The organism is Bradyrhizobium tunisiense, assembly GCF_042263385.1.
GTDB classification, from domain to species: domain Bacteria; phylum Pseudomonadota; class Alphaproteobacteria; order Rhizobiales; family Xanthobacteraceae; genus Bradyrhizobium; species Bradyrhizobium tunisiense.
Genome location: NZ_JBHLEV010000002.1, coordinates 132,090 through 144,482, shown reverse-complemented (window position 1 = coordinate 144,482; position 12,393 = coordinate 132,090). Strand labels below are relative to the sequence as shown.

Below are 12,393 nucleotides of genomic sequence, written 5' to 3'. Positions count from 1 at the left end.
GACAAGGGAGAGAACATAATGAACAAGACGTCAAAGGGGCTCTCGCGCCGAACCGTGCTGTCCGGCGCTGCCGCCGTGGGCCTCGCCGGCGTGGCGCGCGCGCAGTCGCCGGCCGAGATCAAAGTCGGGCTGATCGTGCCGCTGTCGGGCATCTACACCCGTCCCGGCCAGGTGATGAAGATGGGCGCCGAGATGGGCATCGAGCACATCAATGCGCAGGGCGGCATCAAGGCGCTCGGCGGCGCCAAGCTGAAGCTGGTCGTGATCGACTGCGGCGACACCACCGAGAAGGCCAAGAACGCGGCGCAACGTATGGTGGCGCAGGAACCCGACCTTGTCGCCGCGACCGGCTCCTATCTCTCTTCCTTCACGCTGGCGGTAACTGAGGTGACCGAGCGTGCCGAGCTGCCTGTGCTGACGCTGTCCTATTCGGACCTTCTGACCGACCGCGGCTTCAAATACATCTTCCAAACTGCGGCGACCGCAAGCCGTCAGTCAGAGCTCGGCCTGCCGACGCTGATGAAGCTCGCCGAGAACGCCTCCGGCAAGAAGCCGAAGACGGTGGCGATGCTGATGGACAACACCGCGACGTCGGTTGCCACCGCGAAGGCGCTGAAGGAAAGACTGTTCGCACAGGAAGGCCTCCAGCTCGTCGTCGAGGAGGTCTGGACCCCTCCGCTGTCGGACGCGACGCCGTTGATTCAGAAGGTTCGCTCGGCCAAGCCCGATCTGCTGCTGTTCATGCCGAACGCGGTGTCCGACGCCAAGCTCGGCCTCGAGAAGATCAGCGAGTTCGGGCTCGGCCAGGGCAAGATCCCGACCGTGTCCTTCAGCATCACCATCGCCGAGCCGGATATGCTCCAGAGCGTCAGCCCGGAGACCGTGCAGGGCATCATGACCATCGTCGCCAATTGGGGCTCGAAGGGTCACGAGGCGCTGATCGCCGAGCTGAAGGCCAAATACAAGGAGCCCTGGATGACGCAGAACGTCATCTCGACCTACGGCGACATGTGGCTGATGAAGGAAGCCTTGGAGAAGGCCGGCAAGGCCGACCGCAATTCGGTCGCGCAGGCCTTCCGCACCATGGATGCCGGCCCGTCGAAATATTATCCGGGCGGCCAGCTCAAATTCGACGAGAAAGGTCGCAGGGTCGGCGCCGGCGTCGTCATCGTGCAATGGCAATCGGGCGTGCCGGTCACCGTCTATCCGCCCGAGCTGGCGCAGGCGCAGCCGTTCTGGCCGAAGAAATCATAGAGCAACGCGCGATTTCAGGGAGGAGAATTGTCATGACCAAATCCAAGATCAGCCGGCGATTGCTGCTTGCCGGCGCGTCCGGCACGCTGATCGCATCCCGCGCCTGGGCCCAGCAACCGGCGGAAGTGAAGATCGGCCTGCTGGTGCCGATCTCCGGCATGTACGCCCGTCCAGGCACGGTGATGCGTCATGGCGCCGAGATGGCGGTTGAGCACATCAACGCGCAAGGCGGCATCAAGGCGCTTGGCGGCGCCAAGCTGAAGCTCGTGGTGCTCGATTCCGGCGACTCCACCGAGAAGGCCAAGAATGCGGCCCAGCGCATGGTCGCGCAGGAGAGCGATCTGGTCGCGGCCAGCGGCGCCTATCTGTCATCCTTCACGCTCGCGGTGACCGAGGTCACCGAGCGGGCCAACCTGCCCGTCCTCACCCTCTCCTACTCCGACCTGATCACGGATCGCGGCTTCAAATACGTATTCCAGACCTCGGCCACGGCAGGCTCACAGGCCCGCCAGGCCTTGCCGCAGATCATCAAGCTGGCGGAGACGGCGTCCGGCAAGCGGCCGAAGACGGTTGCGATCCTCACCGACAACACGGCCGCGTCGATCGCCTCGGCGAAATCGATGCGCGAAGGCCTGCTGGCGGAGAACCAGCTGCAGCTGATCGTCGACGAGACCTTCACCCCGCCGCTCGCGGATGCAACATCACTGGTGCAGAAGATCCGCTCGGCGAAACCGGATCTGCTGTTCTTCCTGCCGACCGTGATCTCCGATGCCAAGCTGCTCCTCGAGAAGATGAACGAGTTTGGTCTCGGCCAGGGCAAGGTGCCGACCATCTCCTTCGGCATCGCCATCGCCGAGCCCGACATGCTGCAGACCGTGAGTCCGGAGTTGCTCCAAGGAGTCCTGACCTGCGTTGCGAGCTGGGGCGCCAAGGGCCACGAGGCCCTGATCGCGGAATTGAAGACCCGCTACAAGGAGCCGTGGATGACGCAGAACGCGATCTCCACCTATGGCGACATGTGGGTGATCAAGGACGCGCTGGAGAAGGCCGGCAAGGCCGACCGCGTCGCCGTCGGCGAGGCGCTGCGCACCATGGATGCCGGCCCCTCGAAATATTACCCGCTCGGCGAAATCAAGTTCGACCAGAAGGGCCGCCGCGTCGGCGCCGGCATGACCATCGTGCAGTGGCAATCCGGCGTTCCGGTAACCGTGTTCCCGCCGGAGCTCGCGCTGGCAAAGCCCTTCTGGCCGAAGAGCTGATATCGCTGCAAGAGAAACGGAGAACACAATGGACAAGGCGACCTATGACCGCGGGCTCGAGATCCGCAAGAGCGTGCTCGGCAACGAATTCGTCGACAAGGCGATCGCATCCGCGGACGACTTCAACCGGCCGATGCAGGACCTCACCACGGAATATTGCTGGGGTTACGTCTGGGGCCGCGAGGGCCTGACGCGGAAGACCCGCAGCTTCCTCAATCTGGCGATGCTCTGCGCACTCAACCGTCCGCATGAGCTGAAGACCCACGTCCGCGGCGCGCTCGCCAATGGAGCGACGCGGGAGGAGATCCGCGAGGTCTTCATGCAGGTCGCGATCTATTGCGGCGTGCCTGCCGGCGTCGACGCGTTCCGCAACGCGAAGGAAGTGTTCGCAGAGCTCGACAAGAAATAAGGAAGCATCCGTGCGATGAAGGGCAAATGGGCACTCGTGACCGGCGCGACCGCAGGCCTTGGCTTCGCGATCGCGGAAGGCCTGGCCGGCGCGGGCTGCAACATTGTCCTGCACGATCTCATTGCGCCGAAGCAGGTCGCGGATGATCTCCGCACCCGCTTCGGCGTCGAGATCATCCCCGCTTCTGCCGACCTGTCCCGGCGCGACGCCATCGAGAGCATGATGGCCGACATCCTCGACCGCTGCGGCGCTGTCGACATCCTCGTCAACAACGCCGTGGTCAGGCATTTCTCGGCCATCGAGCAGTTTCCGTCCGATCGCTGGGACGATGCGCTCGCCGTGAACCTGTCGGCACCGTTCCACCTGATCCGCCTGGCTCTGCCGGCCATGAAGCAGCGCGGCTGGGGCCGGATCGTCAATCTCGGCTCGATCTATTCGAGCCGCGCGGTCGAGGACCGCATCGACTACGTGACTACCAAGACGGCCATTCTCGGCCTGAGCCGCGCGGTGGCCATCGAGACCGCCCGCAGTGGCGTCACCTGCAACACGCTCTGTCCCGGCACGCTGCCGACACCCGCAATCCTGAACAAGATCGCGACGATGGCAGCGGACAGCAATCGTCCGCTCGACGACGTGACCCGCGAATATCTCGGCGAGCGCCAGCCGACGCAGCGCTTCATCGGAATGGACGCCGTCGCCGCCATGGTCGTCTTTCTCTGTGGTCCCGCCGCAAACGACATCACCGGAGCCAGCCTGCCCATCGACGGCGGCTGGTCGATCGCATGACAGAAGTGGGATGGGAGTGCTGCGATGACTGAACAACAAGGCCAGACCGTCGTCCTGACTGGCGCTGCCGGCGGCATGGGACGTGCCATCACCGAGGCGCTGCTGGAGAGCGGTCGCCGCGTGGTGCTGGTCGACCGCGACGCCAGGGCGCTTCAGGAGCTGGCCGCCACGGCCGGCGACAGGGTGTTTCCGATCCAGCTCGACGTCAGCGATTCTCGCGCCGTGGATGGTCTGCCGGAGGCCGTTCCCGCTCATTTCAAGCCGGTCGATGTCCTCATCAACAATGCCGGGCATGACATCGGCGGCCGGACGCGCTTCGATGCCGGCTCCGCCGACGACTGGTCCAACATCATCCAGACCAACCTGATCGGCCTGATGCGGGTCACGCGCGCGATCCTCCCCGAAATGGTCAAGCGCAACGCCGGACACATCGTCAACATCAGCTCGATCAACGCCGTCCGCATCGTCCCCGACATGGCGGCCTACAGCACCAGCAAGGCGGGCGTGCACATGTTCACCGAGACGCTCAGGGGTGAACTTGCCGAAACCGCGATTCGGGTCACCGAGCTCCAGCCCGGCCTGACCAAAACCAACATCATCCTGACCCGCTATCGCGGCGACAAGCAGAAAGAAAAGGACTATTTCGACCAGTTCAGAATGGCGCTGGAGCCTGCCGATATTGCCCGCTCGATCGTGTTCGCGCTGGACCAGCCCGCCCACGTTCAAATTGCCGAAATGATGATTCTGCCTGTAAACCGGTACTGACTTTTCCCGAACTAGGGCCCGGACATGGACAGACGTAGCGATTTGCAGTCGACACTCCGCATCGAGGACGTTCCGACCGTCCGGGCGATGGTCGCCCAGAAGCTGCGCGAGGCGATCATGTCCGGAACCCTGAAGCCGGGCCAACGCCTGGTCGAGCGCGAGCTCTGCGAAATGATGGGCGTCAGCCGCCCCTCGATCCGTGAAGCGCTTCGCGCGCTCGAAGCCGACGGGCTGGTCAACATCGTCCCCCATCGCGGCCCCGTGGTGTCCACGATCAGCCTGGAGGAAGCCCGGCAGCTCTACGCGGCGCGCGCGGTGCTCGAAGGCTTCGCCGGCCGCGAATGTGCCAGGCTACATGATCCCGAGGTGGCGCGCCGGATCGGGGAGGCCCTGACGCGGCTGAAGGCGGCCGCGGCCAAGCAGGATCTCGTCGGCTGCCTCGAGGCCAAGACTGACTTCTACGCCGCGCTGATCGGCGGCTGCCGCAATGCCTTCATCGAGCGCGCGCTCAAGCCGCTCCACGACCGTATCCAGCTCTTGCGGATCACCTCGATGTCGCAGCCGAAGCGGATCAACAAGAGCCTGCGCGAGGTCACCGCGATCTGGCGGGCGATCCAGAGCGGCGATGCGGAGCTCGCCGAGCGCTGCTGCGTCGACCACATCAATGCGGCCGCCGTGGCCGCGCTCGACATGATCGAAAAATCGTCGGCGGCCAAGGAGGCGGCGCCTACCGACGACTAGAACAATGCCGCCAGGGAGTGTTCGATGCCGTATCTCGTACGATCGCTGATCCTGCTTGTCCTGCTCACACCCTGCGGCGCTTCCGTCGCGAACGACTATCCCTCACGTCCGGTCACGCTCATCGTGCCCTTCTCCGCCGGCGGACCGGGCGACGTGATCGCGCGGATCCTCGGCGGCGCCATGAGTGCAACGCTGAAACAGTCCGTCGTTATAGAAAATGTCGTCGGTGCCGGCGGCACGCTCGGCACCAACCGCGTCGCCAAGGCACCCCCCGATGGTTACACGCTGCTCCTGATGCATGTCGGCCAGGCCACCGCCCCTGCCCTTTACGCCAAGCTGCCGTTCGATCCGGTCGGCGACTTCGCCCCAATCGGGCTCGTCACCGACGTGCCGATGATCCTGGTCGCGCGGCCGAACTATCCCGCCAAGGACCTCGGCGAGCTCATCACGCAGATCCGCAAGGCCGGCGATAAGGTCACTTTCGGCAATGTCGGCCTCGGCTCAGCCTCGCAGCTCTGCGGCCTGATGTTCATGAACGCTACAGGCACCAAACTCACGCCGATCTACTACAAGGGCGGCGGACCAGCGCTCAATGACGTCATCGCCGGCCATATCGACGTCTATTGCGATCCCGCAACCGGTCCAACGCCGTACATCCAGTCGAACACGATCAAGGGCTACGCCATTACCAGCAAAACGCGGGTGGCGACGCTGCCTGAGGTGCCGACCTCCACGGAAGCCGGCGTTCCCGAATTCGACGTGACGACTTGGTATGGTCTCTACGCGCCGAAGGGGACGCCGAAACCGGTGATGGACCATCTCGTCGCCGCGCTGCAGGCGGCGTTGAGGGACCCCGCACTGATCAGCCGCTTTGCCGAGCTCAGCATGACTCCCGTCGAGTCCGAGCGCGCGACGCCGGAAGCGCTCGAAGCGTTCTTGAAAGCCGAGATCGGCAAATGGGGACGGATCATCAAAGCCGCTGGAATCGATCCGCAGTAGACGCCAGCGTCGGAGAGGCGGATGCCTCTCTACATGCTGCGATAGCGCTCGATCGCTCAAAGGCCGATCGCCAAAAGCTTACTAATGATGGATTTTTCTTGATCTATCGGTGCACACGCGGCCTTCTAACTGACTGAAATTACTTGAGGGGCATGGCGCCGACGGGTTAGATAAAGCTCGCAAATGCGTCCCGTTGCGCCATCGTCAAATGCAGGCCATGTTTGGTGCGCCGATCCAGAAAGTCCTGGGGCACCCTGGCCCATTCGGTCTCGCGAAGAAACATGGCCTCGCGTTCGTAGAAGTCTCCGCCGAAATGCCGGCCGAGATCGGCCGACACGCGGGCGGGACCCAGCAGCTCGCGCGCCCGCGTGCCGTACAGGCGGGCATAGTGGTGGACCAGCTTGGACGGCAGATCGGGATATTCGCGCGCAAGCTGGACGATGAAGGCATCGAAGTCACGGCCGATGTCGCCACCCGGCAGCGGCCGTCCCGCCGTCCAGGCCTGCGCCATGGTCGGGAACCACGGCGTGAGACGCTGCAACGCCTGTTCCGCGAGCCGGCGGTAGGTCGTGATCTTGCCGCCGAAGATCGAGAGCAGCGGCGGCACGCCATCTGCGCCGTGAACCTCGAAAACATAGTCGCGCGTCACCGCCGAGGGGTTCTCGGTATTGTCGTCGTATAGTGGCCGGACGCCGGAAAATGAATGGACGATCTCCCGCTCGTCCGGCGGGGCGCGAAAGTAACGGCGCAGGACGCCGAACAGGTAGGCGATCTCGCCCTCGTCGATCGCGACGTCTTCCACGCCGCCGTCATAGGAGACGTCCGTCGTACCGATCAGCGCCAGATCCTTCTCGTAAGGGTTGACGAAGATCACGCGACGGTCCGCGTTCTGGAGCAGATAGGCCTGCGGCCCACTCCAGAATTTTGGTACAATCAGGTGACTTCCCTTGACTAGCCGCACATTGTGCGAGGCGTTCAGCCCGGCGACACTCTGGACGACGTCCTGGACCCAGGGACCTGCGGCATTGACCAGCGCTCGCGCCCGGACGATCTGCGTGCCGCTGTCATCTCCCTGCATCTCCAGGTGCCATAAGCCCGCTTCCCGGCGCGCACGCAACGCGCGGGTGCGGGGCAGGATGATCGCGCCGTTGTGCGCGGCATCAACCAGATTGAGGATCACGAGCCGGGCGTCATCGACCCAGCAATCCGAGTATTCAAACCCGCGGCGAAACTCGGAGCGCAGCGGCGCGCCCTCAGGCGCGTGCGTGAGATCGAGACCACGGCTCGACGGTAGATGCTTGCGACCGCCGAGATGGTCATAGAGAAACAGCCCGCTGCGAACCAGCCACGCTGGCCGCTGCTCGGGCGAGTGGGGCAGCACGAAACGCATCGGCCAGATGATGTGCGGCGCGGAGGCGAGCAGAACCTCGCGCTCGATCAAGGCTTCGCGCACCAGGCGAAACTCGTAGTATTCGAGGTAGCGCAGCCCGCCATGAACGAGCTTGCCCGAGCGCGACGAAGTGCCCTCGGCAAGATCGCCCTTCTCGCACAGCAGAACCTTCAGGCCGCGGCCCGCGGCATCGCGCGCGATGCCGGCCCCGTTGATGCCACCGCCGATGATCGCGATGTCGACCAGCCCGTGATCCCTGCCCGCGTGCGGCGCAGCCCCGGTCATCACGTCCTGCTGCGCTTCTTCTCGACCCGTTGCCGCGCTGCCGCCTTTGCCGATGCGGCCGCCCTGCCCGGCTTCGGCCTGGAAGCCCTGGACTTGGAACCTTCGGGCTGCTGGAGGCCGTAAGTCGAGAATCCCTTCGCGGTGTCGGCGATCTCGGCTTCGCTGAGAATGTGCGGCGATCCCAATGCAAGCGAGAGATAATATTGGCGCGCGATGGTCTCGAGCTCGACCGCCAGCCACATCGCCTTGTCGAGGTTGGCGCCGACTGCGATCATGCCGTGATTGGCCAGCAGGCAGCCGTTGCGGCCTTCGAGCGCGGCGAGCGCCAGCTCCGACAATTCCGCCGTGCCGTAGCGCGCGTAGCCGGCGCAACGGATGTCATTGCCGCCGAACGCGGCCATCATGTAGTGGCAAGCCGGGATCGGCTTGCGCGCGATCGCGAGCACGGTCGCATAGGTCGAATGGGTGTGGACGACGCCGCCGACATCGGGACGGCCGCGCATGATGTCGAGATGAAAGCGCCATTCGGTCGACGGCTTCAACGGCCCGTCCCAGGAGCCGTCGTCGCGATCGAGCGGCATCGCGGCGATCATCTCCGGCTTCATCGCGTCATAGGGCGTCGCGGACGGCGTGATCAGCATCCGGTCCTTGTAGCGGGCGGAGATGTTGCCCGACGTGCCCTGATTGAGGCCCGATGCGTTCATCCACCGACATTTGGCGATGATCGCCTCGCGCAACTGTCGCTCCTCGCGGGTCATGGCAAGATACCTTTCGTCTTCAGCACGGATTGAGCGGCGGCTCGCCGGCAAGATAGCGGCGAACCTCTTCCGCCGCCTGATCGGCGGCAATGGTGACGGTGCGCAACGAGGCTCCCGCAATATGGGGCGTCAGCGTGACGTTGGGCAATTGCAGCAGCGGCCAGTCGGCGGGGACCGGCTCCACGGCAAAAGTGTCGAGCATGGCCCCGCCGAGCCGTCCGGCAGACAGTGCCTCGAACAGCGCCTGGTAGTCGACCAGGGGGCCACGCGCCGTATTGATGAAGATGGCGTCCGGCTTGACCTGCGCCAGCGCCGCGCGATCGATGAAGCCGGTGGTCTCGGCGGTCACGCGCGCATGCAGGCTGATCACGTCGGCGCGCGCCAGGAGCTCGCCGAGGCCGACATGCTCGACGCCGTCATTACGATCCTGCGCGCTGAGCTGGACGTAGGGGTCGGTCACCAGGATCTTGCAGCCGAACGCCTTGAGCAGCTTTACGACGCGGGTGCCGATCGCGCCATAGCCGACGATGCCGACGGTCATCTCGCCGAGCTCGCGCCCGGTGCGATCGGCGCGATAGAGGTCGCCGCGCCATTCGCCGCCGCGCAGGGATTCATGGCCGCTGCGGATCAGGCGCGTTTCAGCGAGAATCGCGCCGATGGTGAACTCGGCCACGGCGCTGGCGTTGCGGCCAGGCGTGTTGACCACGAGCACCCTGTGGTCGCGCGCGGCCTGCATGTCGATATTGACGGGGCCACCGCGCGAGACCGCGATGAATTTGAGGCCCGGCAGGCGCTGCAGCATCGATCGCGAGACCGGCGCAAGATGCGTCACCAGCAATGCGGCGTCACCGATGAAGTTCACGATCTCATCGGGATCGCCCATGAACTCCTTCAGTCCGTCGAGCTTGGAGCCGGCATAGCCATGCTCCATCGGCTCGTCCGGCCATGGCTGCTCCAGAACGCGGATGTCGATGGCGTTGCCACAGGCTGCCGTGATCCGTTCGGCGAAGACCTTCGGCAGCATGAAGCGGTCCCCGACGATGGCAATCTTGCTAGGCATGGCCGGCTCCCGCACGCACGGCCGCGAGTTGCTTCCAGACCGGCCGCGCCGCGAGCCTGGCATTCAGATAGGCCGGAAACAGCCGTCCATAATGCAACGCCAATGCCGCGTCCGGCGTTTGCGGCGTCGCAAGATATGGCCGCACCCACGCATCCGCACAGGCCGTCATGTCCGGATAGAGGCCGGTCGCCACCGCCGCGATCATGGCGGCGCCCGCAGCGCCCGCCTCGCCGCGGCTACAGACGCGCACGTTGCATTCGAGCGTAGCGCCAAGGATCGCGCCCAGCGCGCGGCTGCGCGCGGCGCCGCCGGTGATGCGCAGGTCGCGCGGCAGCGCGCCCATCGCGGCGTAGCAATCGCGGGCGGCGAAGGCGAGCCCTTCCATCACCGCCCGCATCAGATCCCAATAGCCGTGGCGGGTGCGCAACCCCAGGAATTGCGCGCAAGCCTCGTGCGCGACGAACGGGCCGCGCTCGCCGGCATCGGAAATGAACGGGTGGAACAAGAGTTCGCCGGGGTGCGCTTGCATGACGCGCTCATCGAGCCGTCCGATCAGATCGGCGCGCGAGCGCGCGATACCCTCGGCGGCGAGCAGATCGCGTGCGAGGTCAAGCAGCCAGTCGATATTCAGCGTCGCCGCCATGTTCGATTGCATCTGCGCATAATGACCGGAGACCGGAAACGGCATGGTATAGCCGGTGGCCTCGGCATTGAGGACCACCGCATCGGCGCTGGGCGCGAGGCGCATATGCATGCCGGTCGAGCCGATGATGGTGCAGCCGACATCGGGCGCCGGATCGTAGAGTCCCGCCCCCAGCGCATTGCAGATCACGTCGACATAGCCGAGCGAGACCGGAACGCCCTGCGGCAGGCCGATCTCGCGCGCCGCGGCGGCGTTCAGCGGATGCGTGGTCACGACACCGTCGACGACGTCGGGAAACAGGGTCATGCAATCGGCGATCCCGATCAGGCGCGCGGTTTCGGCGTCGAACCGGCGCTTGCGGAAATCGCCGCAGGAGAAGGTCGCCTCCGACGGATCGGTCGCACGCTCGCCGGTGAGCAGGAAATACAACCAGTCCTTGCAATGAAAGGCGGTGCGGGCGCGAGACAGGGTCTCGGGCGCATGCGCCTGCAACCAGGCCAGTTGCGGTCCCTGCTGGCAGGCATTGAGCCCCGAGCCGGTCCGCCGATAGAGCGCCGCATTGCGCTCGCTGTCGCGGATCCGCTCGACGAGGCCGGCCGCGCGGGAATCCAGCCACAGCAAGGCGGGCGCGACGGGACGGCCGTCATCATCGATCAGCCAGGTGCCGTCGCCCTGCCCCGTCACCGCGATGGCGGCGAGCCGCGATGCGAGATCGGGAACCGCCACCGCCAGGCCGCGCAGGGCGGCAATTGTGTCGTTCCAGGTCCGCGCCATGTCCTGCTCGACATGGCCGCCGACTGACGTCGTGTAGCTGTTCGGCAGCGCGTATTCGCCGAGCTGCCGCCCGTCGCGCGTGAACGCGACCGTCTTGATCAGGGACGTGCCGGCATCAATGCCGATGATGACGTCGCGGCCAGGCAAGATGCTCATGGTCGGGCTGCCTCCGCATGGTGAATGCAGTTGCCGTCGGCGCCGAACAAATGAAGATGCCGTGCCTCCAGCGCGAACGGCAGGATGTCCCCGGGCCGCGCTGTGATCTTGTTCGGCGTCACCGCGATGAGGAGGCGGCCGTCGCATTCGCCTGCGACATGCGACTGGTCGCCCAGCCACTGGTTGGAGACGACGCGCACGCGCACATCGCCGCTGCCGACGGCGATCCTCTGCGGTCTTATGCCGACGCACAGGCGCGTGCTCTGCGCGAGCGCGCGGCCGGCGGCAGCATCGAGCGTTTGCCCTTCCAAGCTGAACGCGAGATCCGCACCGATCGAGAGACGAAAACCGCCATCGGCCTGCGCCACCTCGGTCTCGAGCAGGTTCATCGGCGGCTCGCCGATGAAGCTCGCAACGAACAGGTTCGCCGGATGATCCTTCAACTCCCGTTCGCCGGCGAACTGCTGAAGCACGCCATCCTCCATGACCGCGATGCGGTCGGCAAGCGCGCTCGCCTCGGTCTGATCGTGGGTGACGAAGATCGCCGTCATGCCGCGCTCGGCAAGCAAGCCTTTGATCCGTCCGCGCAGCACCGCGCGCAGCTGCGGCTCGAGCTGGCCCATCGGCTCATCCAGCAGATACAGATCGGCATCGCGCACCAGGGCGCGCGCCAGCGAGACACGCTGCTGCTGCCCCCCGGAAATCGAGCGCGGATAGCTGTCCAGGATATCGGCGATCTCGACCAGCTGCGCGATCGCCTCGACACGCCGGGTCACCTCGGCATGCGAGAGCTGCTGCGCCTTCAGGGCGAAGGCGATGTTCTCCCGCACGGTGAGCGGCGGATAGAGCGAATAGCCTTCGAAGGCCATCGCCACCCTGCGCTTCGCCGGCGGCAATTGGTCGATCCGGCGCCGGCCGAGCGTGATCGCCCCCGAGGTGACGCTCTCGAAGCCCGCGATCATCCGCAAGGTCGAGGTCTTGCCGCAGCCCGACGAGCCCAGCAGCGCGACGATCTCTCCCTTGCCGACCTCCATGTCGAGCGCGCGCACCGCATGGACCGGCGGCTTGCCGCGGCTCTGATAGACCTTGTCGACCTTGCTGATCTCGAGCATGC

General features: G+C 65.5%; 12 protein-coding genes. 7 read left to right on the top strand and 5 right to left on the bottom strand.

The window, feature by feature from the left end:
• Positions 1-18 precede the first annotated feature (18 nt).
• The 7 genes from ACFDR6_RS08055 to ACFDR6_RS08025 are packed head-to-tail and all read left to right on the top strand — an operon-like array spanning position 19 to position 6,213.
• Positions 19-1,254, top strand: a complete 1,236-nt coding sequence (locus ACFDR6_RS08055; RefSeq protein WP_212092545.1) for an ABC transporter substrate-binding protein — start codon at positions 19-21, stop codon at positions 1,252-1,254.
• Between the two features lie 32 nt (positions 1,255-1,286).
• Positions 1,287-2,513 carry an ABC transporter substrate-binding protein gene (locus ACFDR6_RS08050; protein WP_375857995.1) on the top strand — a complete coding sequence of 409 codons (1,227 nt, stop codon included), beginning with the start codon at positions 1,287-1,289 and terminating at the stop codon, positions 2,511-2,513.
• A gap of 28 nt (positions 2,514-2,541) precedes the next feature.
• Positions 2,542-2,922, top strand: coding sequence for a carboxymuconolactone decarboxylase family protein (locus ACFDR6_RS08045; RefSeq protein WP_008557226.1), 381 nt, complete (start codon positions 2,542-2,544; stop codon positions 2,920-2,922).
• 15 nt (positions 2,923-2,937) lie between these two features.
• On the top strand, positions 2,938-3,708 hold the full coding sequence (locus ACFDR6_RS08040; protein ID WP_375857994.1) for an SDR family oxidoreductase: 771 nt from the start codon (positions 2,938-2,940) through the stop codon (positions 3,706-3,708).
• Positions 3,709-3,732: 24 nt separating this feature from the next.
• Entirely contained in the window at positions 3,733-4,473 is a 741-nt protein-coding gene (locus ACFDR6_RS08035) for an SDR family oxidoreductase (RefSeq protein ID WP_317240057.1), read from the top strand.
• A 24-nt stretch (positions 4,474-4,497) separates the two neighbouring features.
• Positions 4,498-5,214: a GntR family transcriptional regulator gene (locus ACFDR6_RS08030; protein WP_375857993.1), complete on the top strand. Its 717-nt coding sequence runs from the start codon at positions 4,498-4,500 to the stop codon at positions 5,212-5,214.
• Positions 5,215-5,238: 24 nt separating this feature from the next.
• A complete protein-coding gene (locus tag ACFDR6_RS08025) occupies positions 5,239-6,213 on the top strand; it encodes a tripartite tricarboxylate transporter substrate-binding protein (protein WP_317240058.1) in 975 nt (324 codons plus the stop codon).
• Positions 6,214-6,379: 166 nt separating this feature from the next.
• On the opposite strand, the gene ACFDR6_RS08020 is transcribed toward ACFDR6_RS08025, so the two are convergent.
• Genes ACFDR6_RS08020 through ACFDR6_RS08000 form a run of 5 tightly spaced genes read right to left on the bottom strand, consistent with a single transcriptional unit; the run spans position 6,380 to position 12,391 of the window.
• Positions 6,380-7,888, bottom strand: coding sequence for a glycerol-3-phosphate dehydrogenase (locus ACFDR6_RS08020; protein ID WP_375857992.1), 1,509 nt, complete (start codon positions 7,886-7,888; stop codon positions 6,380-6,382).
• Positions 7,888-8,646 (bottom strand): class II aldolase/adducin family protein, encoded by a 759-nt coding sequence (locus ACFDR6_RS08015; RefSeq protein ID WP_375857991.1) that lies wholly within the window; start codon positions 8,644-8,646, stop codon positions 7,888-7,890. Before ACFDR6_RS08015 ends, ACFDR6_RS08020 begins: the two co-directional genes overlap by 1 nt.
• A 19-nt stretch (positions 8,647-8,665) precedes the next feature.
• Entirely contained in the window at positions 8,666-9,706 is a 1,041-nt protein-coding gene (locus ACFDR6_RS08010; RefSeq protein WP_375857990.1) for a 2-hydroxyacid dehydrogenase, read from the bottom strand.
• Complete coding sequence (locus tag ACFDR6_RS08005; protein ID WP_375857989.1) at positions 9,699-11,279, bottom strand: FGGY family carbohydrate kinase; 1,581 nt, start codon at positions 11,277-11,279, stop codon at positions 9,699-9,701. The genes ACFDR6_RS08010 and ACFDR6_RS08005 overlap by 8 nt, the downstream gene beginning before the upstream one ends.
• The gene (locus ACFDR6_RS08000) at positions 11,276-12,391 is read right to left on the bottom strand and encodes an ABC transporter ATP-binding protein (protein WP_375857988.1); all 1,116 of its coding nucleotides are present in this window, start codon (positions 12,389-12,391) and stop codon (positions 11,276-11,278) included. Before ACFDR6_RS08000 ends, ACFDR6_RS08005 begins: the two co-directional genes overlap by 4 nt.
• Positions 12,392-12,393 lie beyond the last annotated feature (2 nt).